This window comes from Microbacterium sp. CCNWLW134, from assembly GCF_037083565.1.
Lineage (GTDB): Bacteria > Actinomycetota > Actinomycetes > Actinomycetales > Microbacteriaceae > Microbacterium.
Window position 1 is genome coordinate 77,560 of sequence record NZ_JBAOJU010000001.1, and the last position, 23,746, is coordinate 101,305.

The window sequence follows — 23,746 nt, forward strand, 5'->3', positions numbered from 1 at the left end:
CATGACCGACCACCCCGACGAACGGACCGCGCCGTCGCAGCGCCACGCCCCGCCGGCGCAGGAGCCGGTCGAGAAGACCGTGCTGTCGCGGCGTCAAGCCCCGGCCGAGACCACCGAGCCCTCGGCCAGGCGCGCCCCCGCCGAGGAGACGGCGATCTCGGGGCGCGCGCGCAGTCGGGGCGACGGTGTCGACGAGTGGACGGTGCGCACGGCGGATGCGCGGTCGACAGGTGTCATCCGTCCGGCTCCTGACGCCGAGGGGAGCGAGGCCGACGCGTCCTCGCGCACGGCGCGCCGCCCGGGCGCCGACGCCCACGCGTACGCACCCCGCGCCGACACCGCCGCCCGGGTGCCGCGGACGGCCCCGGCTCCGCAGCCGGCGCAACCCGTCGTCGACGCCGCCCGCGAGGCGGCCGAGCGGCGACGGCGGACGCGCTGGCGGGCCGCGGTGGTGGTGATCGTGGCGGCGATCGTCATGGCGGCGGCGGTCGCGGGAGTGGTCGCGCTCCTCGCGCTTCCCGCCTGAATTGCCCGGTCCCCGAAAGGGGCGTATCATTGAGCGGGTGTGCGCTCACGCGCGCCGTCCGCTGTGCCTCACGACAATCGAGTCCGGCGAGCGGCCGTCCCGGCGCCGCACAGGGATTGGTTCTGCGAACAGGCCACCCCCACGGCATATCCACCCTCGAAATCGCGTCAGGTCATTCTGCTGCGCCGGTGGATCTGTGGTGAAACCACGACGCTGTCACCGTGCAGCACTGACAAGGAGAGAACGTGCCAACCATTCAGCAGTTGGTTCGCAAGGGTCGCTCGCCCAAGGTCTCGAAGACCAAGGCGCCCGCCCTGAAGGCGAACCCGCAGCAGGCGGGCGTGTGCACCCGCGTGTACACCACCACCCCTAAGAAGCCGAACTCGGCGATGCGCAAGGTCGCCCGTGTGAAGCTGCGCAACGGCACCGAGGTCACCGCCTACATCCCCGGTGAGGGCCACAACCTGCAGGAGCACTCGCTGGTGCTCGTGCGCGGCGGTCGTGTGAAGGACCTCCCCGGTGTCCGCTACAAGATCGTCCGCGGCGCCCTGGACACCCAGGCCGTGAAGAACCGCAAGCAGGCCCGTAGCCGCTACGGCGCGAAGAAGGGTTGAGTTAGATGCCTCGTAAGGGACCCGCTCCTCGCCGCGTCGTCGTCAACGACCCGGTCTACGGCGCGCCGATCGTCACCCAGCTCGTCAACAAGATCCTCGTCGACGGGAAGAAGTCCATCGCCGAGTCGATCGTCTACAACGCCCTGCGCGGCGTGGAGGCCAAGAACGGCCAGGACGCCGTCGCGACCCTCAAGAAGGCGCTCGACAACGTCCGCCCCACCCTCGAGGTCAAGAGCCGCCGCGTCGGTGGTTCGACCTACCAGGTGCCGGTCGAGGTCAAGCCGCACCGTGCGAACACGCTCGCGCTGCGCTGGCTCGTCAGCTACGCCAAGGGCCGTCGTGAGAAGACCATGACCGAGCGCCTCCAGAACGAGATCCTGGATGCCTCGAACGGCCTGGGTGCCGCGGTCAAGCGCCGCGAGGACACCCACAAGATGGCCGAGTCGAACCGCGCCTTCGCGCATTACCGCTGGTAACCAGCATCCTCTCACCGGCCGGAGGCCACCCCTCCGGCCGGTGAAGCCCGACACAAGGTAAGGAAGACACCCCGTGGCACAAGAAGTGCTCACCGACCTCAAGAAGGTCCGCAACATCGGCATCATGGCGCACATCGATGCCGGCAAGACGACGACGACCGAGCGCATCCTCTTCTACACGGGCGTCAACCACAAGATCGGCGAGACCCACGACGGCGCTGCCACCACCGACTGGATGGAGCAGGAGCAGGAGCGTGGCATCACGATCACCTCCGCCGCGGTGACGTGCTTCTGGGAGAAGAACCAGATCAACATCATCGACACCCCCGGGCACGTCGACTTCACCGTCGAGGTGGAGCGCTCGCTCCGCGTGCTCGACGGTGCCGTCGCCGTCTTCGACGGCAAGGAGGGCGTCGAGCCCCAGTCCGAGACGGTGTGGCGTCAGGCCGACAAGTACGACGTCCCCCGCATCTGCTTCGTCAACAAGATGGACAAGCTCGGTGCCGACTTCTACTTCACGGTCGACACGATCGTCAACCGCCTGAAGGCAAAGCCCCTCGTGCTGCAGATCCCGATCGGCGCCGAGAACGACTTCGTCGGCGTTGTGGACCTCGTCTACATGCGTGCGCTGGTGTGGCCCGGTGACGCCAAGGGTGACGTGACCATGGGTGCGAAGTACGAGATCCAGGAGATCCCGGCCGACCTCGTGGACAAGGCCAACGAGTACCGCGAGAAGCTCATGGAGACCGTCGCCGAAAGCGACGAGGTCCTCCTGGAGAAGTACTTCGGCGGCGAGGAGCTCACCCACGACGAGATCAAGGGCGCCATCCGCAAGATGACGATCGCCAGCGAGGTCTACCCCGTGCTGTGCGGCTCGGCGTTCAAGAACCGCGGTGTGCAGCCGATGCTCGACGCGGTCGTGGACTACCTCCCCTCGCCGCTGGACGTCCCCGCCATCGAGGCGAAGGACCCCAAGAACGAAGAGATCATCATCGAGCGTCACCCCGACCGCGATGAGCCCTTCACGGCGCTGGCGTTCAAGATCGTCACGCACCCGTTCTTCGGTCGCCTCACCTACATCCGCGTGTACTCAGGTCACCTCGACTCCGGTGCCCAGGTCGTCAACGCGACCAAGGGCAAGAAGGAGCGCATCGGGAAGATCTTCCAGATGCACGCCAACAAGGAGATGCCGGTCGACTCGGTCACCGCGGGGCACATCTACGCCGTCATCGGCCTGAAGGACACCACCACGGGCGACACGCTGTCCGACAGCAGCAACCAGGTCGTCCTGGAGTCGATGACCTTCCCCGAGCCGGTCATCGAGGTCGCCATCGAGCCCAAGACCAAGGCCGACCAGGAGAAGCTGGGTCTGGCGATCCAGAAGCTCGCCGAAGAGGACCCGACGTTCCGTGTGGAGCAGAACGCCGAGACCGGCCAGACCGTCATCCGCGGTATGGGCGAGCTGCACCTCGACATCCTCGTGGACCGCATGAAGCGCGAGTTCAAGGTCGAGGCCAACGTCGGAAAGCCCCAGGTCGCGTACCGCGAGACGATCCGCAAGACCGTCGAGCGTCACGACTACACCCACAAGAAGCAGACCGGTGGTTCGGGTCAGTTCGCGAAGATCCAGTTCGCGATCGAGCCGCTCGAGGTCACGGCCGACAAGACGTACGAGTTCGAGAACAAGGTCACCGGTGGCCGCATCCCGCGCGAGTACATCCCTTCGGTCGACGCCGGTTTCCAGGACGCGATGAACGTCGGTGTCCTGGCGGGCTACCCGATGGTCGGCGTGAAGGCGATCCTCCTCGACGGCGCGGCGCACGACGTCGACTCGTCGGAGATGGCGTTCAAGATCGCCGGGTCGATGGGCTTCAAGGAGGCCATCCGCAAGGCGAACCCCGTCATCCTCGAGCCGATCATGGCCGTCGAGGTGCGTACTCCCGAGGAGTACATGGGCGACGTCATCGGCGACCTGAACTCCCGTCGCGGGCAGATCCAGTCGATGGAGGATGCCGCCGGCGTCAAGGTGGTGCGTGCCAACGTGCCGCTGTCGGAGATGTTCGGCTACATCGGCGACCTGCGCTCGAAGACCTCGGGCCGTGCTGTGTACTCCATGGAGTTCGACAGCTACGCCGAGGTTCCGCGCAACGTCATGGACGAGATCGTCCAGAAGACCAAGGGCGAGTGACCCTCCGGGGCCACGCGCACACCAACCACCAGAAACCCTCTCTACTACACTGAGAGCCATCCCCGTAGACGACCGGTCGCAAACCAGTGCCCGGAACTTCTACACGACCGTCCTGAGGAGGACCCAGTGGCTAAGGCCAAGTTCGAGCGGACCAAGCCGCACGTGAACATCGGAACGATCGGTCACGTCGACCACGGCAAGACCACGCTCACCGCCGCGATCTCGAAGGTGCTCGCCGACAAGTACCCGTCGGCCACCAACGTGCAGCGCGACTTCGCGTCGATCGACTCGGCTCCCGAGGAGCGTCAGCGCGGCATCACGATCAACATCTCGCACGTCGAGTACGAGACCCCCAAGCGTCACTACGCTCACGTGGACGCCCCGGGTCACGCCGACTACATCAAGAACATGATCACCGGTGCCGCTCAGATGGACGGTGCGATCCTCGTGGTCGCCGCCACCGACGGCCCGATGGCTCAGACCCGTGAGCACGTTCTGCTCGCCAAGCAGGTCGGCGTGCCCTACCTGATGGTCGCGCTGAACAAGGCCGACATGGTCGACGACGAGGAGATCCTGGAGCTCGTCGAGCTCGAGGTCCGCGAGCTGCTGTCCAGCCAGGGCTTCCCCGGCGACGACGCTCCGGTCGTCCGCGTCTCGGGCCTGAAGGCTCTCGAGGGTGACGACAAGTGGGTCGAGTCGATCGTCGAGCTGATGGACGCCGCCGACGAGTCCATCCCCGACCCGGTGCGTGACAAGGACAAGCCGTTCCTCATGCCCATCGAGGACGTCTTCACCATCACCGGTCGCGGCACCGTCGTCACGGGCCGCGCCGAGCGTGGCACCCTCGCCATCAACTCCGAGGTCGAGATCGTCGGCATCCGCCCGACGCAGAAGACCACGGTCACGGGTATCGAGATGTTCCACAAGCAGCTCGACGAGGCGTGGGCCGGCGAGAACTGTGGTCTGCTCCTTCGTGGTCTCAAGCGCGACGACGTCGAGCGCGGCCAGGTCGTCGTGAAGCCCGGTTCGGTCACCCCGCACACCAACTTCGAGGGCACGGCGTACATCCTGTCCAAGGAGGAGGGCGGCCGTCACAACCCGTTCTTCACGAACTACCGTCCGCAGTTCTACTTCCGCACCACCGACGTCACCGGCGTCATCTCGCTGCCCGAGGGCACCGAGATGGTCATGCCCGGTGACACCACCGACATGACGGTCGAGCTGATCCAGCCGATCGCCATGGAGGAGGGCCTCGGCTTCGCGATCCGTGAGGGTGGCCGCACCGTCGGCGCCGGCACGGTGACCAAGATCCTCAAGTGATCTCCGCGCCCTAGGCGCACCCACGAAAGCCCCCCGGGTCTCCCGGGGGGCCTTCTTTTTCCCCCCTGGGTCCTCACTTCCCGCCTCGCTCTCTCCCTCCCCCCCCGCTCTCGCCCTTCTCACCTCCCTACCCACGGCCTCTCGCAGGCACAGGGGAGGAGATCCGCACAGGGGAGGACGGTCACGGCGTGTGGGGCCTCCCCTGCGTCGATCTCCTCCCGCGCGCGGCCGGGCCGTGCGCGGCGACCCGGGATGAGGTCGCGACGTCGTGTTCACCAACCGTTTTCCCATTCGGTGACATCAACGCTTGCCTGAACCTGGCTTCTTTGGTTTACTGCTGATCGCAGGGATCGGAAAACGCATAACCCGTCACTGGTCGTGACGGTATCTCACCTCGCACAGCAGCTTCTCAACCCCGCACCGGTGCGCTTCGCACGGCACCTCTGTCCATGTTCGCGCGCGCTCCGGCGTGCCTGGCTCGGGGTTCTCTTCATGCTCTTCGGCGGTCGCGCTCGCGCGCGCCCCGAGCGGCGTCGCTTGCTGCGCGCGCTCGGGGTGATCGCGCCCCTGGTGCTCGTCGGCGCCGGTCTGGTGCCGGGTGCAGTGGCGCCTGCGGCCGCGCTGGAGACCCGACCTGCCTCCGCGGTCGCCCCCGCTGCACCTGTCGCTGTGCGCGACACTGCGCCCGGCGGCATCCGTCCTCTCGCGGCCGGGATTCCAGAGGCCCCCGTCGTGGTCTGGAGCGAGTCGTTCGACGACGTTGCGGGAACCGCACCGCTCGCGCTCTCCCAGTACCCGGCGCCCGCCACGTTCCGGTACACCGCATCGACCTTCTGGGGGAACGCCGCCGCGTGCAACGGCGTTCTGCTGCGCTACGACAGCAGCTTCGCCGGTACGACGGCGCTCTGCGACGCCGACACCGCGACCGTCGACGCCCTTACCCAGCGGCAGGCTCGCCGCCTCGCCGACGTCCTGGGGCAGGTGAACGCCGGCGTGACCGGCGGTGCGGCGGACAACGCCCCGGTCAACGGCTCCACAGCGACCACGCGCGGCAACCGTGCCACGGCGGAGCTCTCGATGACCGGCTCCGCGACGAGCGCGCAGACGGTGGTGCTCGAGGCCCGTGCCGGGGCGGCGCCGAGCCCCGCCCCGACGACCAACCGCTACTACGCCGTCTCGCTCGACGTCGCCGAGGACTCCTGCCCGCTGCGCCCCGGGGGAGCGAACAACAACTCCCGCCTGGACGTCGCCCTGCTCGCCGGCGCGTCGACCCGGCCGCTCACCGCCGCGCCTATCGTCGCGTGCAACGTCACCGGTGGCCGTTACAACTCGCCGCTCATCAACGGCGGCGAGAGTCAGACCGCGAACTTCGGCAGCACACTCTCGGTGCGCGCGGGGCGGTTCACAACCGATACCGCCGCGCAGCTGACACCGGCGGACGCTGCGTCTGCGCGCGTCCGCATCTCCAATCAGGTCCTGGCCTCGGCGGGCAACGACTTCGCCGTCGACAATCTTCGTCTGCTGGATGTCACCCCCAGTCTTGACGTGGCTTTCGGCCCCGCGACGGTGACGGCCGGCACCCCCACAACGCTCACCTTCACCGTCACGAACACCGCCGAACTCGCGGCCAAGCCGGACTGGAGCTTCACCAACGCCCTCCCCTCCGGCCTCGTCGTCGCGCCGACCCCGGCGGTCGGGGGCTCCTGCACGAGCAGCACCGGCGCGGCGTACAACGTGCAGGCGGCCGCGGGGGCGTCGACCATCGCCGTCACCGGTGGCGACCTCGCAACGGGAACGACGAGCTGCACCGTGACGGTGCATGTCGTCGCGGCGACGGCGGGGAGCTACACCAACGGCCCGGGCAACGTCACGACCGCCCTCGTCGCCCCCGACAGCGCCACTCTCACCGTCGAAGCGCCCGCGACGCTCACCATCCGCAAGAACGTCGCGGGCCGGGCGCTTGCGAACGACCAGTTCCGCCTGGCGCTCAGCCTCGGTGGCACCGAGGTGACGGCGGCGACCACCACCGGCTCGGCCACGGGGATCCAGTCCGTGCAGCTCGGTCCGGTCCCTGTCACGCGTGGTCAGACGTACACCATCAGCGAAACGGTCGTCACGAGCGCGAGCCTCAGCACCTACACCACCGGATATGAGTGTTCGCGGGGTGGCGTGACCATCGCCACCGGGTCGTCGGTGTCGGGGTCGATCACCATCCCGGATGAGGCAGGCGCGGCCATCGAATGCACGTTCACGAACACGCCGCAGGTGGCCCGGCTGTACTGCGACGGCACCTACTTCTACGCACTTCGCGCCAACGGCTCGATCGCCCAGGTGAATGGATCAGGTGCGGGAAGCGTGAGCCAGATCCTCGGCGCGGTCGCCGGTACCACCGACGCCAATGCCCTGGGCATCAACAACGACGGAACCGTCGCCTTCGCCCTGGATCGCGACGCCGGATCGTCGAACGTCACGGCGGTCATTCGATACACGGCGTCGGCTGCGGGGGCGCTGCAGGCGACACGAACGGCGCTGACGACGGCCCAGGGCGCCCTGCAGAACCGCAGCGGTGCCGCCCTCGCAGGAACGATCATCGCCGGCGCCGTGAACCCTCTCACGGGAACGTACATCATCGGCAAGACCGACGCCGGATCGGTGCGCCTGTGGCAGTACGCGCCCGACGCACCGGGCACGAGTGACTTCCTCTACCTCGGACAGGTCAACACCGGGACGACCGCGGGGGAGAACGGCGACATCGCCTTCGACGCGGCGGGGAACCTCCACATCGTGCAGACACCGACCGACTCCAGCAGCGTCGGGCTGTTCACCGTCACGCAGCAGACGCTCTCGCAGGCGTCGGGCGGCACCCTGGCAGCGAGCAGTACGGTGCGCCGCGGACTGAGCGGCACCGACGCCAACAACGCACTCACGGGTGTGAACGGCATGGCCTTCTCGCCGCGAGGCACGGTCTACCTCGGCAACGGCACTCTCGCCTACCAGTTCGATCCCACGACCTGGGTGCGGGTGCCCGGCAGTCCGCGGGCCGCCATCAACAGTGCGACTCCTGCCAGCGGCAGTACGGATCTCGCGGGCTGCGCCACCCCGTCCACCATCTCGATCGAGAAGAACCTCGTGGGGTCGCGGGTGTCGACGACCGATCAGTTCCGCCTCGCCCTGTCGACCGGCTCGCCGGTCGTGGAATCGGCGGTGGCGACCACGAGCGGATCGGCGACGGGTCTGCAGGCCGCGCGCGTCGGCCCGGTTCCGGTGCAGATCGACACCACGGTCACGATCGCCGAGACGATGGCGGCGGGCTCCCTCACCCCGATCACGAGCTACACCACCGTCTACGAATGCTGGGCGGAGGGTGTCCGCATCGCCAACGGCACCGAGCGCTCCGTGGCTGTGCGCATCCCCAACAGGCTGAGCGTCGGGGTGGCCTGCACGTTCTTCAACACACCTCAGCCGTTCGCGACGGTCCGCGTGACGAAGATCATCGAGGACGAGACAGGAGCCAACCGCACACCGGCGGCCGGATGGACCGTCGGCACGACGGTGCAGGCCAACACCGGCAGCACGGTGACGGCCCTGCCGTCGCGAAACCCCGAGCAGCAGACCGGCGCGGATGGCTCCGCGAATTGGCGGCTCCTCTTCGGAGCGGCCAACAACCGCGGGCGCATCACCGTCACCGAGACCGAGCAGCAGGGCTTCCGCTATCAGAGCGTCGTGTGCACCGTGAACGGGGCGAATGCGCCGGTGACGGTGACGACCGTGGCGGGAGTGGTCCGCGCGAGCGTCAACACCGATATCGCGCCGGGGAACACGGTGGACTGTGTCTTCACGAACAGGCCGTCGGCGACCCTCACCTTGGTCGCGGCCGTGGCCTTCGGTTCGGCTCAGCCGACCGAATGGACGCTCGCCGCGAGCGCGCCGGCGGGAGCACTGCCGGGCCCGTCGGGCGTTTCCGGGGCACCCTCAGCGAGCGGGCGAGTGACCCCCGGCGTTGCCTATCGTCTCGCGACGAACGGTGGAAACCCCGCCTACGTGCCGACCGGGCCCTGGCAGTGCGTCGACGGTGCGGGCCAGTCCGTGGCCGTGTCAGCGACGAGCGAAGTGACCGCCGCCCCGGGCGCGGCGGTGGTCTGCACCGTCACCTTCGCCACCGCATCGATGACGCTCCTCAAACAGGTGGAGGACCCGCGACCGGGATTCCAGGTCGCCGACTGGCGGCTCACCGCTGCTCCGGCGGCGCTGCCGGGAGCCGCGCTTCCCACCCAGAGCCGCGTCGGCGCCGCCTTCAGCGCCTCGGGCAATCCGGCGAGCACGTTCGAGGTGCGCCCCGGGCACGCCTACACCCTGTCGGAGACGACGACGGATCCGAACAGCCGGCTCGCCTACCGGCAGCTCCGGCTCGAGCGACTGGTGGGGACGACCTGGGTCACGGTCGAGTCTGCGTCTGTCACTGCCCCGGCTCCCGGTCAGAGCGTGATCTACCGGTTCGTCAACGCGCCCGTCCAGCCACCGGCCCTACCGCTCACCGGAGGAACGAGCGCCGACGCGTTCCTCTTCGCCGGCGGGGCCCTTCTCATCCTCGCTCTCATCGGCGGCGTGCTGAACGCCTGGCGCCGTAAAGAACCCGGCCCCAAGGAGGCACGCCCATGAGTCCATCCCATCCCATCCGTTCCACCACAGACGCGAAAACATCGCACTCCACCACCACACCCAAGGGGGAAAAGAAAATGTCCACATCCATCGCCCGCCGAGCGACAGCCGCCCTGGGCGCGCTGACGCTCGGTGTGCTCACCGCCCTGGCGGCGGTCGCACCCGCGCAGGCGGTCACCCTGCCCGGCAACATCGACCCCGACCAGGCGCGCAGCCTCACGGTGCACAAGTACGCCCTGGGGCCCGAGAGCCCTCAGCAGATCGGCACCGGCCAGGAGCTCGCGAATGTTCCCGGCACCCCGCTCGCCGGCGCCGAGTTCACCGCGACCCTGGTCACCGACGTCGACCTGCTGACCCCGCAGGGGTGGGAGATCGTCGCCAACCTGACGCCCGCACAGGCGGCGACGCGGCTGTCCACGACATCGTTCACGTCCGGCCCGACGAACACCGCCGGTGTCGCGACCTTCCCCGCAGATCTGCCGATCGGTCTCTACCTCGTCACCGAGACGACTCTCCCCGACGAGGCGACCAACCCCGTCGCTCCGTTCCTCGTGACTCTTCCCTTCCCGACGGGTCCGAGCGGCGCTCCGGCGAATGAGTGGATCTACGACGTTCACGTCTACCCGAAGAACGCGGTGACCGAGCTGACCAAGACACGCATCGCCCCGGCGGCCAACTCCGTCGAGGCACGCAACCCCGACCTCATCCGTTGGGGGATCGCCGCGAGCATCCCCACGCTGGCGGCCGGCGACACCATTGAGAACTTCGTGCTCACCGACACCATCCCCGCCGAGCTCGAGTACGTGGAAACGCCCCCTGCGGGCGTGACGCCGACGAATGTCGTCGTGACGAACGCCGCCGGCATCCCGCAGAACTTCGTCGCGGAGACCGACTACGCGATCACCACCACGGGTGCCGACCAGACGCTGACCTTCACGTCGGCGGGCCTGCTTCGCCTGTCGAACCTTCAGGGCGGGGATGTGAGCTTCAACGTGCTGACCCGCGCGGTCTCGATTCCGGCTGACGGCAGCATCGAGAACATCGCGACGGGCACGGTGAACGGCTCGACCGAGACCGTCATCGGTGTGACGCCGATCGGTCAGCTGACGGTGTTCGCCTTCGAGGCGGTCGGCAACGGTGAGCGGACCCCGCTCCAGGGTGCGGTCTACCAGGTGTACCTCACTCAGCAGGATGCCGACCGCAACCAGAACCCGATCGTCATCGACGGGATCTCGCAGTGGACGACCGGCGCCGACGGCTTCGTCGAGATCCCGATCATCACGCCGGGCACCTACTACGTGCGTGAGGTGACGCCGCCCGCCGGCTTCCAGCTCCCCACGCCCGACCGCGTCGTCACGCAGGTCGTCGCGGGCGAGACCTCGACGGTACCTCCGGTGCGCAACTACGTCGAGTTCCAGCACCAGCAGGTCCCGGCCTTCGCGCTGCCCCTCACCGGTGGCGACGGCGGTCTGTGGTTCAGCGTCGGTGGTGCCGCGATGATCCTCACCGCGCTCGGCGCCGCAGTGATCGTCGCTCGTCGTCGCGCCGCGCAGGCGCGTGTCGCGGACAGCGCTGCGGTCTGACACCGGGCGTAGCATCACTGGCATGACACAGGCGGGGGTGGAGCGTTCCGACGCTCCGCCCCCGTCGTCGCGACTGCGGCGCGACGCGCGGGAGGCACGCGCAGCGCGCGCGTGGCGGATGCCCCTCATCCCGAGCGTCATCGCCATGCTGTGCATCCTCGGCGCGGGTCTTCTGCAGTACCCGTCGATCGCCGCCTGGTTCTCGCAGTACGAGCAGTCCCAGCGCATCGACGGGTACTCCGACGGCATCCGCGATCTGGGCGCCGACACCCTTCGCGAGGAACTGGATCGCGCGCGGGCGTACAACGCTGAGATCACGGGCGGCGCCGACGTCGCGGCCAACGAGCGCCTTCCGCTGGCGCGCGACGCTGAGAACCCCTCCGACTACGACTCCGTCCTCGCCGCCGACGCCGACGGCCTCATGGCCCGTCTGAAGATCCCCTCCGTCCAGATCGACCTGCCGATCTACCACGGCACGAGCGAGACGGTCCTGCGTCGGGGTGTCGGCCATCTTCAGGGCACCGCCCTTCCGGTCGGAGGAGCTTCCACCCACTCGGTCCTCACTGCTCATCGCGGCCTCGCGACATCCGAATTGTTCACCCATCTCGACCGGGTCGAGGTCGATGACACCTTCACGGTGGAGGTGTTCGGTGAGGTGCTGACCTACCGTGTCGTCCGCACCGTGGTCGTACAGCCCGAAGACACCGAAGCGCTTCTGCCTCAGGCGGGGCGCGACCTGATGACTCTCGTGACCTGCACACCGTTGGGAGTCAACAGCCACCGCATCCTCGTCACGGCGGAGCGCGTCATCCCCACCCCGCAACGAGACGTCGACGACGCCGGGAAGCGCCCCGAGATCCCGACCTTCCCCTGGTGGATTCTGATCTCGGCAGCCGTCGTCGCCGGCGCGGTGGTCTACATCTGGCTGTCGGGCAGGCCTGCGCGACCGAGGTCGGAACCGCAGCCGCGGAGCGGAGGAGATCGGCTCACCGACTGACTGTGCGGTCGGAGATGCCCTCCCGTGCGTCGATCTCCTCCCGTGTGTCGCCCGCTCGTCGGCGGCCCACCGACGAGCGTCGCCGTTCACGCGCGGTGAAGGCCCTGCGCGACGGCGCGCATGATGCGGTCCTGCACTTCGGGCCAGCGGTGCACCACCTGCTCGTACCCGATGCGGATCACGTGGTAGCCGAGCAGCATCAGCTCGGCGTCGTGGGTGATGTCGCTCGTGCGCTGCGGACCCGTGTGGGTCGCCCCGTCGATCTGCAGCACCAGGCGATCGCCGATGAGGAGGTCGACCCGGTGGCCGCTGATCCACACCTGGCGGCGCAGCGGCAGCCCGAGCCAGCGCAACCGTGGCACGACGAGTGTTTCCAGGCCCGAGTCCGAGAACATGTCGGCCGCGTCGAGAACGGCGCGAGCGGTGGGCGGGAGCGGGAGGCGCGCGAGCGCCTGTGGTGTCGTGATCCCCTGGCGGAACGCCGATTCCCAGACGACCAGCGCGTCCTCGACGGGGAGGCAGGATGCGACCGAGACGAGCACGTTCTCGATGTCGTCGATGAGGCTGTGGGGATGCCGCGGTACCACCGGCGTCGCCCAGTGGACCGTCGCGGCGAGACGGCCGGCGCGACCGGAATGCGGTGGGGCGGCGACGTGCGGTGCGGCGGGGGAGTGCAGCACGAAGAGTCCGAGCCGCTCGGCCTGGGTGACGCAGGTGAGGACGACCCCGTGCCGGGCGGCTGCCATCAGCTGAGCATCAGCGGACGGGAGCGCCACCCACCCCTTACGGAGCCGGATTAGCGCTCCATCGGCGCACAGCGCGTCGATGACGTGGCGGCTGTGGCCGCCCTGCGTCAGGGTCGCGACGGAAGCGATGCCGTCGGTCCGGGCGACGCAAGCGAGCACCTCCTGGCGTCGACGCCGCACCGCGGCATCCCTCATCGACTCCGGCCTGCTCACCATTCGAGCCTCGCGCGCCTCGCTCGGCGTCGGCGCGATGGGGAGGCGATCTGTGGACGGATGACGCGCCGGCCGGGGTGTGCAGGAGAGAACGCCGCGCAGACGGGAGGAGATCGGCACACGGGAGGGCGGATGCGACGTGGGCGGCCTCCCACTTGTCGATCTCCTCCGATGTGTCGCCGACACTCCCCATCCGGCGCGGGGAGGAGCATGATGGAGGCCACACCCTCGCGAAGGAGCAGGCAATGGGCATCGACGACCTGATGAATCAGGGGAAGCAATTCCTCGACCAGAACAAGGACAAGATCGCCGAGACGCTGAAGTCGGAGCAGGCCGAGGGCGTCAGCGACAAGGCTCTCGACGCCGCGGCGGAATTCGTCAAGAAGGTCGCCCCCGACAGCGTCGACCAGCACGTCGACGGCGTCCGGGACAACATCGATAAGCACATCGGCAACCAGTAGCAGGCCGATCCTGCCCGGCACGCGGGCGCGACACGCCCGAGTTTGCGACACGCCCGGGCGACACGTAGACTGTTCCAGTTCCACATTCCGGCGCGCTTCGGCGTGCGACGGATCACTGCCAGGGCAGTGCATAGGCGGTGCGCAAGCGCCACAGGCCTAGGCCGCGGGCAGCAGAACAGCACAAATCCTTCCCCATCCGGCTCGTGAGCCGCGCGTTCGCGTGCCGAAGGGGACACGGATGCCGGGTGCCGCGCGTGCCCGGATTGACAGAAGAACAGCGGTGCAGCACGCACTGCGCAAGCGGTGCGAAAGTGCCACGGCGCGTCAGCGCCACCGTGCGTCCAATGCCCCCGGGCCCTCCGGGACGGTACGACGCGGAAAGAGAGTGAGCAGACACATGGCGGGACAGAAGATCCGCATCCGACTGAAGTCGTACGACCACGCCGGTCTCGACTCGTCGGCGCGCAAGATCGTCGACACCGTGACCCGTGCCGGCGCGACGGTCGTGGGCCCTGTGCCCCTCCCGACGGAGAAGAACGTCGTCGTCGTCATCCGGTCGCCCCACAAGTACAAGGACAGCCGCGAGCACTTCGAGATGCGCACCCACAAGCGTCTGATCGACATCATCGATCCCACGCCCAAGGCCGTCGACTCGTTGATGCGCCTTGACCTGCCGGCCGACGTCAACATCGAGATCAAGCTCTGAGGTTCGTCGACATGGCACACATCAACGAAAAAGTCTCCAAGGCTCTGCTGGGCACCAAGCTCGGCATGACCCAGGTCTGGGATGAGAACGGCAAGCTCGTTCCCGTCACCGTCATCGAGGTGACCCCCAACGTGGTCACCCAGATCCGCACCGCGGAGAAGGACGGCTACTCGGCCGTCCAGATCGCCGCCGGCGCCATCGACCCCCGCAAGGTGAACAAGCCCCTGACGGCCCACTTCGAGGCCGCGGGCGTCACCCCCCGCCGTCACCTCACCGAGGTGCGCACCGCTGACGCCGCTGACTACTCACTCGGTCAGGAGCTCACGGTGGACGGCGTCTTCGAGGCCGGCCAGCTGGTCGACGTCGTCGGCACCAGCAAGGGCAAGGGCACGGCGGGTGTGATGAAGCGTCACAACTTCGCCGGTGTCTCGGCTTCGCACGGTGCTCACCGAAACCACCGCAAGCCCGGTTCGATCGGCGCATCGTCGACCCCGAGCCGCGTCTTCAAGGGCATGCGCATGGCCGGCCGTATGGGCGGCGAGCGCGTGACCGTTCTCAACCTCACGGTGCACGCCGTGGACGCCGAGAAGGGTCTGCTGCTCGTCAAGGGCGCCGTCCCCGGTGCCCGTGGCCGTACCGTCTACGTCCGCAACGCAGTGAAGGGTGCCTGATCGACATGGCTGACTCCACTCTCGCGCTCGACGTCCTGAAGGCCGACGGCAAGAAGGCCGGCTCTGTCGAGCTGCCCGCCGCGCTCTTCGACGTCAAGACGAACATCCCGCTGATCCACCAGGTCGTCGTCGCCCAGCGCGCCGCCGCCCGCCAGGGGACGCACGCCACCAAGACCCGCGGCGACGTCTCGGGTTCGGGTCGCAAGCCCTTCAAGCAGAAGGGCACGGGTAACGCCCGTCAGGGTTCGGTCCGCATGCCGCAGCACCGCGGCGGTGGCACCGTCCACGGTCCGCAGCCCCGCGACTACTCGCAGCGCACCCCCAAGAAGATGATCGCCGCGGCGCTCCTGGGCGCCCTGAGCGACCGCGCCCGTGGTGAGCGCCTCCACATCGTCGAGTCCCTCGGCGTGACCGATGCGCCCTCGACCAAGGCCGCGGCGTCCGTGCTCACCGCACTCGGCGCCGTCAAGAACGTCCTGGTTGTGGTGGAGCGCACCGACGAGGTCAGCGTCATGAGCGTCCGCAACCTCGCGTACGTCCACGTGCTGTCCTTCGATCAGCTCAACGCCTACGACGTGCTCGTCTCCGACGACATCGTCTTCACCAAGGCCGCGTACGACGCCTTCGTCTCGGCTCGCACGGCCACCACCCAGGAGGTCTCGGCATGAGCAACATCGCCGTCAATAAGGACCCGCGCGACATCATCCTGAAGCCGGTCGTGTCCGAGAAGAGCTACGGGCTCATCGACGAGGGCAAGTACACCTTCCTCGTCGACCCGCGGGCGACCAAGACCGAGATCAAGCTCGCGATCGAGAAGATCTTCGGCGTCAAGGTGGCCTCGGTCAACACGCTGAACCGCACGGGCAAGGCCCGTCGCACCCGCTTCGGCATGGGCAAGCGCAAGGACACCAAGCGCGCCATCGTGACCCTGAAGTCGGGCACCATCGACATCTTCACCGCGGTCGGCTGACCGGCGGGATAAGGACGAGAACATGGCTATTCGCAAGTACAAGCCCACGACCCCCGGTCGCCGCGGCTCGTCGGTGGCGGACTTCGCCGAGATCACCCGATCGACGCCCGAGAAGTCCCTCCTCCGCCCGCTGGCTAAGACCGGTGGCCGCAACAACCAGGGCCGTATCACGACCCGTCACATCGGTGGTGGCCACAAGCGCCAGTACCGCGTCATCGACTTCCGTCGGGACGACAAGGACGGCGTGAACGCCAAGGTCGCGCACATCGAGTACGACCCCAACCGCACCGCGCGCATCGCGCTGCTGCACTACGTCGACGGTGAGAAGCGCTACATCCTCGCGCCGAACAAGCTGGCGCAGGGCGACGTGGTCGAGTCGGGTCCGTCGGCGGACATCAAGCCGGGCAACAACCTGCCGCTGCGCAACATCCCCACGGGTACCGTCATCCACGCCATCGAGCTCCGCCCCGGTGGCGGCGCGAAGATGGCCCGCTCGGCCGGCGCCGCTGTGCGCCTGGTCGCGAAGGACGGCCCGTACGCCCAGCTGCGTCTGCCCTCGGGTGAGATCCGCAACGTCGACGTCCGCTGCCGCGCGACGATCGGCGAGGTCGGCAACGCCGAACAGTCCAACATCAACTGGGGCAAGGCCGGCCGCAAGCGCTGGAAGGGCGTCCGCCCGACCGTGCGTGGTGTCGCCATGAACCCGGTCGACCACCCGCACGGTGGTGGTGAGGGCAAGACCTCGGGTGGTCGTCACCCGGTGTCGCCGTGGGGTCAGGCCGAGGGCCGCACCCGCCACGCCAACAAGGAGAGCGACAAGCTCATCGTCCGCCGTCGCAACGCCGGCAAGAAGCGCAAGTAGGTAGGAACTTCAGATGCCACGCAGTCTTAAGAAGGGCCCCTTCGTCGACGAGCACCTGCTTCGCAAGGTTGTTTCGCAGAACGAGGCGGGAACCAAGAACGTCATCAAGACGTGGTCACGTCGCTCGATGATCGTGCCGGCCATGCTCGGCCACACGATCGCCGTGCACGACGGCCGCAAGCACATCCCGGTCTTCGTCACCGAGACGATGGTCGGCCACAAGCTGGGCGAGTTCGCGCCCACCCGCACCTTCCGCGGTCACGAGAAGGACGACAAGAAGGGCCGCCGCCGCTGACGCGGGGGCGCAAGGAGAGAGAAATGGTGGAGTCCATCGCACGCGTGCGACACATCCGCGTGACCCCTCAGAAGGCTCGTCGTGTCGTCGCTCTCATCAAGGGCAAGCAGGCTCAGGAGGCCCTGGCCATCCTGAAGTTCGCTCAGCAGAGCGCCAGTGAGCCCATCTACAAGCTCGTCGAGTCGGCCATCGCGAATGCTCGCGTCAAGGCCGACAAGGAGAACGAGTACCTCGACGACGCCGACCTGTACGTGAAGAACGCGTACGTGGACGAGGGCACGACGCTCAAGCGTTTCCAGCCCCGTGCCCAGGGTCGTGCGTTCCAGATCAAGAAGCGCACCAGCCACATCACCGTCGTGCTGTCGACCCCCGAGGTCGCCGAGACGGCTCCGGCTGCCACGAGCAAGAAGGCGAGCAAGTAATGGGACAGAAGGTCAACCCGTACGGCTTCCGCCTCGGCATCACCACCGACCACGTGTCGCGGTGGTTCTCCGACTCGACGAAGCCGGGTCAGCGCTACGCCGACTACGTGGCCGAGGACATCAAGATCCGTCAGCTGCTGCAGAAGCAGCTCGACCGCGCCGGTGTCAGCAACATCGAGATCGAGCGCACCCGTGACCGCGTCCGCGTCGACATCCACACCGCCCGCCCGGGCATCGTGATCGGTCGTCGCGGCGCCGAGGCCGAGCGCATCCGCGCCGACCTCGAGAAGCTCACCGGCAAGCAGATCCAGCTGAACATCCTCGAGGTGAAGAACCCCGAGGCCGACGCTCAGCTGGTCGCCCAGGGCATCGCGGAGCAGCTCTCGGCTCGTGTGGCGTTCCGCCGCGCGATGCGCAAGGGTCTGCAGGGCGCGCAGCGCGCCGGCGCCAAGGGCGTCCGCATCCAGGTCTCCGGTCGCCTCGGCGGCGCCGAGATGAGCCGTTCGGAGTTCTACCGCGAGGGCCGTGTGCCGCTGCACACGCTTCGCGCGAACATCGACTACGGCTTCTACGAGGCTAAGACCACCTTCGGCCGCATCGGCGTGAAGGTCTGGATCTACAAGGGCGACCTCACCAACAAGGAACTCGCACGCGAGCAGGCGAACGCGCCGAAGTCGCGCGGTCGTGACGACCGCGGCGACCGCCGCCGTGGCCCCCGCAGCGAGGCCCCCGTCGCAGAAGGAGCGTCGGCGTAATGCTCATTCCCCGCAAGGTCAAGTACCGCAAGCAGCACCACCCGGGTCGCTCGGGCCAGGCCACCGGCGGCACGAAGGTCTCCTTCGGCGAGTTCGGCATCCAGGCCCTCACCCCCGCGTACGTGACGAACCGTCAGATCGAGTCCGCTCGTATCGCGATGACCCGTCACATCAAGCGTGGCGGCAAGGTGTGGATCAACATCTACCCCGACCGACCGCTCACCAAGAAGCCCGCCGAAACCCGCATGGGTTCCGGTAAGGGTTCGCCGGAGTGGTGGGTCGCCAACGTCAAGCCGGGCCGGGTCCTCTTCGAGGTCTCGGGCGTGAACGAGCAGCTCGCTCGTGAGGCGCTCACCCGTGCCATCCACAAGCTGCCCCTGAAGGCACGCATCATCAAGCGCGAGGAGGGCGACGCGTAATGGCGATCGGCACCAAGACGCTCGCACCGAGCGAGCTCGACACGTTCGAAGACCAGCGCCTGGTCGAGGAGCTGCGCAAGGCCAAGGAAGAGCTGTTCAACCTGCGCTTCCAGTCGGCCACCGGCCAGCTCGAGAGCCACGGCCGCATTCGCGCCGTCAAGCGCGACATCGCGCGGCTGTACACCGTGATCCGTGAGCGCGAGCTCGGCATCCGTGCCACGCCCGCGCCGGTGGAGACCGCGACGAAGACCAAGAAGACGAAGGCCAAGAAGGCGGATGCCGCTGACTCGGCCGCGAAGGAAGAGGGGGCTGAGTGATGGCCACCGCGAAGAAGGCCGACGCCGCCAAGGAGCAGGTCAAGGGCCACGAGAGCGCCGAGCACGATGTGCGCGACGCCGATGCCCGCGGGTACCGCAAGGCCCGCCGCGGCTACGTCGTCAGCGACAAGATGGACAAGACCATCGTCGTCGAGGTCGAGGACCGCGTGAAGCACCCGCTGTACGGCAAGGTCATCCGCCGCACGTCCAAGGTGAAGGCGCACGACGAGGCCAACACGGCCGGCATCGGCGACCTCGTCCTCATCAACGAGACCCGACCCCTGTCGGCCACCAAGCGGTGGCGTCTGGTCGAGGTCCTCGAGAAGGCGAAGTAAGACATGATTCAGAACGAATCCCGGCTGAAGGTCGCCGACAACACCGGCGCCAAGGAGCTGCTCACCATTCGCGTGCTCGGCGGCTCCAACCGTCGGTACGCCGGCGTGGGCGACGTCATCGTCGCCACCGTGAAGGACGCCATCCCCGGCGGCAACGTCAAGAAGGGTGACGTCGTCAAGGCGGTCGTCGTCCGGACGGTCAAGCAGACCCGACGTGCCGACGGCTCATACATCAAGTTCGACGAGAACGCCGCCGTCATCCTGAAGAGCGACGGGGAGCCCCGCGGCACCCGCATCTTCGGGCCGGTCGGCCGTGAGCTGCGCGACAAGCGGTTCATGAAGATCGTCTCGCTCGCCCCGGAGGTCATCTGATCATGGCGAAGATCAAGAAGGGCGACCTGGTTCAGGTCATCTCGGGCGCCAAGCCCGAGCGCGGCGGAGACCGCGGTAAGCAGGGCAAGGTCCTCGAGGTCCTTCCCGAGCAGAACCGCGTGATCGTCGAAGGCGTGAACTTCGTCACCAAGCACAACCGCGTGGGCCAGTCCCAGCGCGGCACCAAGACGGGTGGCATCGAAACGATGGAAGCCCCGATCCACATCTCCAACGTCTCCCTGGTCGACCCCCAGACGAAGAAGCCGACCCGCGTCGGTCACCGCGTCGAGGAGCAGGTCAAGGACGGCGTGAAGCGCACCGTCCGCGTGCGCTACGCGAAGAAGTCAGGCAAGGACCTCTGAATATGAGCAGCGCAACTGCCGTCGAGGCTGGCAAAATCCAGCCCCGCCTGAAGCAGAAGTACAAGTCCGAGATCCAGAAGAAGCTGCAGGACGAGTTCGGCTACGCCAACGTCATGCAGATTCCGGGCCTCGTGAAGGTCGTGGTCAACACCGGTGTCGGCGAGGCAGCTCGCGACAGCAAGGTGATCGATGGTGCGGTCGACGACCTCACCAAGATCACCGGTCAGAAGCCGGTCGTGACCAAGGCCCGCAAGTCCATCGCGCAGTTCAAGCTGCGTGAGGGCCAGGCCATCGGCGCGCACGTCACCCTGCGGGGCGACCGCGCGTGGGAGTTCCTGGACCGCCTGGTCAACCTGGCTCTGCCTCGCATCCGCGACTTCCGCGGCCTGTCGGGCACGCAGTTCGACGGCAACGGCAACTACACCTTCGGCCTGCAGGAGCAGTCGGTCTTCCACGAGATCAACCAGGACAAGATCGACCGCGTCCGCGGGTTCGACATCACGATCGTGACGTCGGCGAAGACGGATGACGAGGGCCGCGCGCTCCTGCGCCACCTCGGCTTCCCCTTCCGCGCCGAGGGCGCACAGCAGTAACACCTGACCATGGAAGGTCGTCAGTCGTGTAACGGCTGCCGATACCTCATGAACGAAAGAAGCTAAGAAATGACGATGACAGACCCGGTCGCTGACATGCTGACCCGTCTGCGCAACGCGAACTCGGCGCACCACGACTCCGTGTCGCTGCCGAGCTCGAAGCTCAAGACCCACATCGCCGACATCCTCAAGCAGGAGGGCTACATCTCCGACTGGGCCGTCGAGGACGCCCGTGTCGGCCAGACGCTGACCCTGACGCTGAAGTACGGCCCGAACCGCGAGCGGTCCATCGCCGGCATCAAGCGCGTGTCGAAGCCGGGCCTGCGCGTCTACGCGAAGTCCTCCGAGATCCCCACGGTCCTCGGCGGTCTGGGCGTTGCCATCCTGTCCACCTCCTCCGGTCTTCTCACCGACCGTCAGGCCGAGCAGAAGGGCGTGGGTGGGGAAGTCCTCGCCTACGTGTGGTGATCTGACATGTCGCGTATCGGACGTCTCCCGATCGACATCCCCTCCGGCGTCACCATCACGGTGACCGGACAGGACGTCGCGGTCAAGGGCCCCAAGGGCGAGCTCGCGCTCACCGTGGCCCGTCCCATCGAAGTCAAGGTCGAGGACAACCAGGTGATCGTCACCCGTCCCGACGACGAGCGCGAGTCGCGGTCGCTCCACGGCCTGACCCGCACGCTCATCAACAACAACATCATCGGCGTCACCCAGGGCTACACCAAGGGCCTCGAGGTCGTCGGCACCGGCTACCGCGTCGCGCAGAAGGGCAGCTCGATCGAGTTCGCGCTCGGCTTCTCGCACCCGGTGCTCGTCGAGCCCCCCGCGGGCATCACGCTCACGGTCGAGGGCAACAACAAGGTCACCGTGAGCGGCATCGACAAGCAGGCCGTCGGCGAGGTGGCTGCGAACATCCGCAAGATCCGCAAGCCCGAGCCGTACAAGGGCAAGGGTGTGCGCTACGCCGGCGAGGTCGTTCGGCGCAAGGCCGGAAAGGCTGGTAAGTAACCATGGCTGTGAAGACGAAGTCCGACGCGCGGTCGCGCCGTCACGCCCGCCTTCGCAAGAAGGTCGTCGGCACCTCCGAGCGTCCCCGCCTGGTCGTCACCCGTTCGGCACGCCACGTGTTCGTCCAGGTCGTCGACGACAGCAAGGGCCACACCGTGGCATCCGCATCGACGCTCGAAACCGACCTGCGCGGGTTCGACGGTGACAAGACCGCCAAGGCCCGCAAGGTCGGCGAGCTGGTCGCTGAGCGCGCGAAGGCCGCCGGCGTCTCCGACGTGGTGTTCGACCGCGGCGGCAACCGATACGCAGGTCGTGTCGCGGCCATCGCCGACGGCGCCCGCGAAGGGGGGCTCAACCTGTGAGTGACAACAAGGAGAACAACGTGACCGCAGAGGCCGCTGCCGAGGCTCCGGCCGAGGCCGCCACCGCTCCCGCCGAGCGTGAGCGCGAGCCGCGCCGCGGTGGACGTGAGCGCAACCCGAACCGCGACCGTGGGTCGCGCGACCGCAGCGAGAGCCAGTTCCTCGAGCGCGTCGTGACGATCAACCGCGTGTCGAAGGTCGTCAAGGGTGGTCGTCGCTTCAGCTTCACCGCGCTCGTCGTCGTCGGCGACGGCAACGGGCTCGTGGGCGTCGGCTACGGCAAGGCCCGAGAGGTGCCGCTGGCGATCTCGAAGGGCGTCGAAGAGGCCAAGCGGAACTTCTTCCGCGTGCCCCGCGTCGCCTCGACCATCCCGCACCCCGTCCAGGGTGAGGCTGCCGCCGGTGTGGTGCTCCTGCGCCCCGCCGCCGCCGGTACCGGTGTGATCGCGGGCGGCCCGGTGCGTGCCGTCCTCGAGTGCGCGGGTATCCACGACGTGCTGTCGAAGTCGCTCGGTTCGTCGAACACGATCAACATCGTCCACGCGACCGTCGAGGCGCTGAAGCAGCTGGAGGAGCCCCGTCACGTCGCCGCGCGCCGTGGACTGGACTTCGACCAGGTCGCTCCCGCCCGTCTGGTCCGCGCCGAGGCCGAGGCCGCGGCAGCAGCGAAGGTAGGTGCCTGATGGCTGCGCGTCTGAAGGTGACGCAGATCAAGTCCAAGGTGAGCGAGAAGCAGAATCAGCGCGACACCCTCCGGAGCCTGGGTCTCAAGCGGATCGGCGACACCGTCGTCCGTCCCGATGACGCCCAGACCCGCGGGTACGTGCGCACTGTCGCCCACCTCGTGAAGGTTGAGGAGATCGACTGATGGCGGAGAAGAAGGAAGAGACGGCCGAGGCCGTCGAGTCCGCGCCGAAGAAGACCACGGCGCGCAAGACTGCGCCCAAGAAGGAGACCGCTGCGAAGAGCGCGCCGAAGAAGGATGCCCCGGCTTCGCGCCCGGGCGTGCTCAAGGTGCACCACCTCCGCCCGGTCCCCGGTGCTCACACCGCCAAGACCCGCGTGGGTCGCGGTGAGGGTTCGAAGGGTAAGACGGCCGGTCGCGGTACCAAGGGAACCAAGGCCCGCTACCAGGTCAAGGTCGGCTTCGAGGGTGGGCAGATGCCCCTCCACATGCGTACGCCGAAGCTGCGCGGGTTCAAGAACCCGTTCCGCGTCGAGTACCAGGTGGTCAACCTCGACAAGCTCGCCGAGCTCTACCCGCAGGGCGGCGACGTGACCATCGGCGACCTGGTCGCCAAGGGCGCGGTGCGCAAGAACGAGAAGGTCAAGGTGCTCGGCACCGGCGACATCTCGGTCGCGCTCAACGTCTCGGTCGACAAGGTGTCGGGCTCCGCTGAGCAGAAGATCGTCGCCGCGGGCGGCTCGGTCTCCGCCGGCGAGTCGGCGGGCACCGCCCAGTAAGGCCTGCAGGAGGGGTCGGAGTTCGCTCCGGCCCCTCCTCGCGTTAC

Annotated in this window: 30 protein-coding genes; 29 read left to right on the plus strand and 1 reads right to left on the minus strand. The window is 67.9% G+C overall.

Annotated elements, in window-relative coordinates; translation table 11 throughout:
* The first annotated feature begins 1 nt into the window (after position 1).
* The 8 genes from V6S02_RS00305 (at position 2) to V6S02_RS00340 (ending at position 12,363) form a co-directional block, all read left to right on the plus strand.
* On the plus strand, positions 2-526 hold the full coding sequence (locus tag V6S02_RS00305; RefSeq protein WP_336399409.1) for a hypothetical protein: 525 nt from the start codon (positions 2-4) through the stop codon (positions 524-526).
* 245 nt (positions 527-771) lie between these two features.
* On the plus strand, positions 772-1,140 hold the full coding sequence (gene rpsL, locus V6S02_RS00310; protein ID WP_018171438.1) for a 30S ribosomal protein S12: 369 nt from the start codon (positions 772-774) through the stop codon (positions 1,138-1,140).
* A gap of 5 nt (positions 1,141-1,145) precedes the next feature.
* On the plus strand, positions 1,146-1,616 hold the full coding sequence (gene rpsG / locus V6S02_RS00315; RefSeq protein WP_124291717.1) for a 30S ribosomal protein S7: 471 nt from the start codon (positions 1,146-1,148) through the stop codon (positions 1,614-1,616).
* Between the two features lie 73 nt (positions 1,617-1,689).
* Complete coding sequence (fusA, locus tag V6S02_RS00320; protein ID WP_336399412.1) at positions 1,690-3,804, plus strand: elongation factor G; 2,115 nt, start codon at positions 1,690-1,692, stop codon at positions 3,802-3,804.
* A 126-nt stretch (positions 3,805-3,930) separates the two neighbouring features.
* Positions 3,931-5,124: an elongation factor Tu gene (gene tuf, locus V6S02_RS00325; protein ID WP_124291715.1), complete on the plus strand. Its 1,194-nt coding sequence runs from the start codon at positions 3,931-3,933 to the stop codon at positions 5,122-5,124.
* 378 nt (positions 5,125-5,502) lie between these two features.
* Complete coding sequence (locus V6S02_RS00330; protein WP_336399413.1) at positions 5,503-9,783, plus strand: DUF7933 domain-containing protein; 4,281 nt, start codon at positions 5,503-5,505, stop codon at positions 9,781-9,783.
* A gap of 77 nt (positions 9,784-9,860) precedes the next feature.
* Positions 9,861-11,366 carry a SpaH/EbpB family LPXTG-anchored major pilin gene (locus V6S02_RS00335; protein ID WP_336399414.1) on the plus strand — a complete coding sequence of 502 codons (1,506 nt, stop codon included), beginning with the start codon at positions 9,861-9,863 and terminating at the stop codon, positions 11,364-11,366.
* Positions 11,367-11,388: 22 nt separating this feature from the next.
* Complete coding sequence (locus tag V6S02_RS00340) at positions 11,389-12,363, plus strand: class C sortase (protein WP_336399415.1); 975 nt, start codon at positions 11,389-11,391, stop codon at positions 12,361-12,363.
* Positions 12,364-12,449: 86 nt separating this feature from the next.
* Here the strand turns inward: V6S02_RS00340 and V6S02_RS00345 are convergent, their stop codons facing one another.
* On the minus strand, positions 12,450-13,322 hold the full coding sequence (locus V6S02_RS00345; protein ID WP_336399417.1) for an endonuclease domain-containing protein: 873 nt from the start codon (positions 13,320-13,322) through the stop codon (positions 12,450-12,452).
* 245 nt (positions 13,323-13,567) lie between these two features.
* On the opposite strand from V6S02_RS00345, the gene V6S02_RS00350 reads away from it, so the two are divergent.
* From V6S02_RS00350 to rplO, 21 genes are all read left to right on the plus strand, one after another.
* Positions 13,568-13,783, plus strand: a complete 216-nt coding sequence (locus tag V6S02_RS00350) for an Rv0909 family putative TA system antitoxin (RefSeq protein ID WP_322410116.1) — start codon at positions 13,568-13,570, stop codon at positions 13,781-13,783.
* A 397-nt stretch (positions 13,784-14,180) separates the two neighbouring features.
* Positions 14,181-14,489 carry a 30S ribosomal protein S10 gene (rpsJ, locus tag V6S02_RS00355; protein ID WP_045246810.1) on the plus strand — a complete coding sequence of 103 codons (309 nt, stop codon included), beginning with the start codon at positions 14,181-14,183 and terminating at the stop codon, positions 14,487-14,489.
* Positions 14,490-14,500: 11 nt separating this feature from the next.
* The gene (gene rplC / locus V6S02_RS00360) at positions 14,501-15,160 is read left to right on the plus strand and encodes a 50S ribosomal protein L3 (protein ID WP_124291712.1); all 660 of its coding nucleotides are present in this window, start codon (positions 14,501-14,503) and stop codon (positions 15,158-15,160) included.
* A 5-nt stretch (positions 15,161-15,165) separates the two neighbouring features.
* A complete protein-coding gene (rplD, locus tag V6S02_RS00365; RefSeq protein ID WP_124291711.1) occupies positions 15,166-15,828 on the plus strand; it encodes a 50S ribosomal protein L4 in 663 nt (220 codons plus the stop codon).
* Positions 15,825-16,130 (plus strand): 50S ribosomal protein L23, encoded by a 306-nt coding sequence (gene rplW, locus V6S02_RS00370; RefSeq protein ID WP_124291710.1) that lies wholly within the window; start codon positions 15,825-15,827, stop codon positions 16,128-16,130. Before rplD ends, rplW begins: the two co-directional genes overlap by 4 nt.
* Before the next feature lie 22 nt (positions 16,131-16,152).
* Positions 16,153-16,992, plus strand: a complete 840-nt coding sequence (gene rplB / locus V6S02_RS00375; RefSeq protein ID WP_124291709.1) for a 50S ribosomal protein L2 — start codon at positions 16,153-16,155, stop codon at positions 16,990-16,992.
* A gap of 13 nt (positions 16,993-17,005) precedes the next feature.
* Complete coding sequence (gene rpsS, locus V6S02_RS00380) at positions 17,006-17,287, plus strand: 30S ribosomal protein S19 (protein WP_124291708.1); 282 nt, start codon at positions 17,006-17,008, stop codon at positions 17,285-17,287.
* A gap of 23 nt (positions 17,288-17,310) precedes the next feature.
* Entirely contained in the window at positions 17,311-17,709 is a 399-nt protein-coding gene (rplV, locus tag V6S02_RS00385) for a 50S ribosomal protein L22 (RefSeq protein WP_124291707.1), read from the plus strand.
* The gene (gene rpsC / locus V6S02_RS00390) at positions 17,709-18,464 is read left to right on the plus strand and encodes a 30S ribosomal protein S3 (protein WP_124291706.1); all 756 of its coding nucleotides are present in this window, start codon (positions 17,709-17,711) and stop codon (positions 18,462-18,464) included. Before rplV ends, rpsC begins: the two co-directional genes overlap by 1 nt.
* Positions 18,464-18,883 (plus strand): 50S ribosomal protein L16, encoded by a 420-nt coding sequence (gene rplP, locus V6S02_RS00395; RefSeq protein ID WP_124291705.1) that lies wholly within the window; start codon positions 18,464-18,466, stop codon positions 18,881-18,883. Before rpsC ends, rplP begins: the two co-directional genes overlap by 1 nt.
* Positions 18,883-19,200: a 50S ribosomal protein L29 gene (gene rpmC, locus V6S02_RS00400; RefSeq protein ID WP_124291704.1), complete on the plus strand. Its 318-nt coding sequence runs from the start codon at positions 18,883-18,885 to the stop codon at positions 19,198-19,200. The genes rplP and rpmC overlap by 1 nt, the downstream gene beginning before the upstream one ends.
* Positions 19,200-19,535 carry a 30S ribosomal protein S17 gene (gene rpsQ, locus V6S02_RS00405; protein ID WP_164478113.1) on the plus strand — a complete coding sequence of 112 codons (336 nt, stop codon included), beginning with the start codon at positions 19,200-19,202 and terminating at the stop codon, positions 19,533-19,535. Before rpmC ends, rpsQ begins: the two co-directional genes overlap by 1 nt.
* A gap of 3 nt (positions 19,536-19,538) precedes the next feature.
* A complete protein-coding gene (gene rplN / locus V6S02_RS00410; RefSeq protein ID WP_124291703.1) occupies positions 19,539-19,907 on the plus strand; it encodes a 50S ribosomal protein L14 in 369 nt (122 codons plus the stop codon).
* A 2-nt stretch (positions 19,908-19,909) separates the two neighbouring features.
* The gene (gene rplX, locus V6S02_RS00415; protein ID WP_124291702.1) at positions 19,910-20,269 is read left to right on the plus strand and encodes a 50S ribosomal protein L24; all 360 of its coding nucleotides are present in this window, start codon (positions 19,910-19,912) and stop codon (positions 20,267-20,269) included.
* A gap of 2 nt (positions 20,270-20,271) precedes the next feature.
* A complete protein-coding gene (gene rplE, locus V6S02_RS00420) occupies positions 20,272-20,862 on the plus strand; it encodes a 50S ribosomal protein L5 (protein ID WP_124291701.1) in 591 nt (196 codons plus the stop codon).
* 69 nt (positions 20,863-20,931) lie between these two features.
* On the plus strand, positions 20,932-21,330 hold the full coding sequence (gene rpsH, locus V6S02_RS00425; RefSeq protein ID WP_124291700.1) for a 30S ribosomal protein S8: 399 nt from the start codon (positions 20,932-20,934) through the stop codon (positions 21,328-21,330).
* 6 nt (positions 21,331-21,336) lie between these two features.
* Complete coding sequence (gene rplF / locus V6S02_RS00430; RefSeq protein ID WP_124291699.1) at positions 21,337-21,873, plus strand: 50S ribosomal protein L6; 537 nt, start codon at positions 21,337-21,339, stop codon at positions 21,871-21,873.
* Positions 21,874-21,875: 2 nt separating this feature from the next.
* Positions 21,876-22,235, plus strand: a complete 360-nt coding sequence (gene rplR / locus V6S02_RS00435) for a 50S ribosomal protein L18 (RefSeq protein WP_124291698.1) — start codon at positions 21,876-21,878, stop codon at positions 22,233-22,235.
* A gap of 20 nt (positions 22,236-22,255) precedes the next feature.
* On the plus strand, positions 22,256-22,918 hold the full coding sequence (gene rpsE, locus V6S02_RS00440; protein WP_124291697.1) for a 30S ribosomal protein S5: 663 nt from the start codon (positions 22,256-22,258) through the stop codon (positions 22,916-22,918).
* Positions 22,918-23,103 (plus strand): 50S ribosomal protein L30, encoded by a 186-nt coding sequence (gene rpmD / locus V6S02_RS00445; protein WP_124291696.1) that lies wholly within the window; start codon positions 22,918-22,920, stop codon positions 23,101-23,103. The genes rpsE and rpmD overlap by 1 nt, the downstream gene beginning before the upstream one ends.
* Complete coding sequence (gene rplO, locus V6S02_RS00450; protein WP_124291695.1) at positions 23,103-23,699, plus strand: 50S ribosomal protein L15; 597 nt, start codon at positions 23,103-23,105, stop codon at positions 23,697-23,699. Before rpmD ends, rplO begins: the two co-directional genes overlap by 1 nt.
* Positions 23,700-23,746 lie beyond the last annotated feature (47 nt).

Excerpts from the sequence above, each read along its gene's own strand:
- rpmC (WP_124291704.1), top strand. The coding sequence starts at position 18,883 with ATGGCGATCGGCACCAAGACGCTCGCACCGAGCGAGCTCGACACGTTC.
- rplR (WP_124291698.1), top strand. The coding sequence starts at position 21,876 with ATGGCTGTGAAGACGAAGTCCGACGCGCGGTCGCGCCGTCACGCCCGC.
- rpsQ (WP_164478113.1), top strand. The coding sequence starts at position 19,200 with ATGGCCACCGCGAAGAAGGCCGACGCCGCCAAGGAGCAGGTCAAGGGC.
- rplN (WP_124291703.1), top strand. The coding sequence starts at position 19,539 with ATGATTCAGAACGAATCCCGGCTGAAGGTCGCCGACAACACCGGCGCC.
- rplX (WP_124291702.1), top strand. The coding sequence starts at position 19,910 with ATGGCGAAGATCAAGAAGGGCGACCTGGTTCAGGTCATCTCGGGCGCC.
- V6S02_RS00305 (WP_336399409.1), top strand. The coding sequence starts at position 2 with ATGACCGACCACCCCGACGAACGGACCGCGCCGTCGCAGCGCCACGCC.
- rpsJ (WP_045246810.1), top strand. The coding sequence starts at position 14,181 with ATGGCGGGACAGAAGATCCGCATCCGACTGAAGTCGTACGACCACGCC.
- rplV (WP_124291707.1), top strand. The coding sequence starts at position 17,311 with ATGGTGGAGTCCATCGCACGCGTGCGACACATCCGCGTGACCCCTCAG.
- rpsH (WP_124291700.1), top strand. The coding sequence starts at position 20,932 with ATGACGATGACAGACCCGGTCGCTGACATGCTGACCCGTCTGCGCAAC.
- rplB (WP_124291709.1), top strand. The coding sequence starts at position 16,153 with ATGGCTATTCGCAAGTACAAGCCCACGACCCCCGGTCGCCGCGGCTCG.
- rplD (WP_124291711.1), top strand. The coding sequence starts at position 15,166 with ATGGCTGACTCCACTCTCGCGCTCGACGTCCTGAAGGCCGACGGCAAG.
- rpsC (WP_124291706.1), top strand. The coding sequence starts at position 17,709 with ATGGGACAGAAGGTCAACCCGTACGGCTTCCGCCTCGGCATCACCACC.
- V6S02_RS00335 (WP_336399414.1), top strand. The coding sequence starts at position 9,861 with ATGTCCACATCCATCGCCCGCCGAGCGACAGCCGCCCTGGGCGCGCTG.
- rplP (WP_124291705.1), top strand. The coding sequence starts at position 18,464 with ATGCTCATTCCCCGCAAGGTCAAGTACCGCAAGCAGCACCACCCGGGT.
- rplE (WP_124291701.1), top strand. The coding sequence starts at position 20,272 with ATGAGCAGCGCAACTGCCGTCGAGGCTGGCAAAATCCAGCCCCGCCTG.
- V6S02_RS00340 (WP_336399415.1), top strand. The coding sequence starts at position 11,389 with ATGACACAGGCGGGGGTGGAGCGTTCCGACGCTCCGCCCCCGTCGTCG.
- rplF (WP_124291699.1), top strand. The coding sequence starts at position 21,337 with ATGTCGCGTATCGGACGTCTCCCGATCGACATCCCCTCCGGCGTCACC.
- rplW (WP_124291710.1), top strand. The coding sequence starts at position 15,825 with ATGAGCAACATCGCCGTCAATAAGGACCCGCGCGACATCATCCTGAAG.
- rplO (WP_124291695.1), top strand. The coding sequence starts at position 23,103 with ATGGCGGAGAAGAAGGAAGAGACGGCCGAGGCCGTCGAGTCCGCGCCG.
- rplC (WP_124291712.1), top strand. The coding sequence starts at position 14,501 with ATGGCACACATCAACGAAAAAGTCTCCAAGGCTCTGCTGGGCACCAAG.
- rpsG (WP_124291717.1), top strand. The coding sequence starts at position 1,146 with ATGCCTCGTAAGGGACCCGCTCCTCGCCGCGTCGTCGTCAACGACCCG.
- rpsS (WP_124291708.1), top strand. The coding sequence starts at position 17,006 with ATGCCACGCAGTCTTAAGAAGGGCCCCTTCGTCGACGAGCACCTGCTT.
- V6S02_RS00350 (WP_322410116.1), top strand. The coding sequence starts at position 13,568 with ATGGGCATCGACGACCTGATGAATCAGGGGAAGCAATTCCTCGACCAG.
- rpmD (WP_124291696.1), top strand. The coding sequence starts at position 22,918 with ATGGCTGCGCGTCTGAAGGTGACGCAGATCAAGTCCAAGGTGAGCGAG.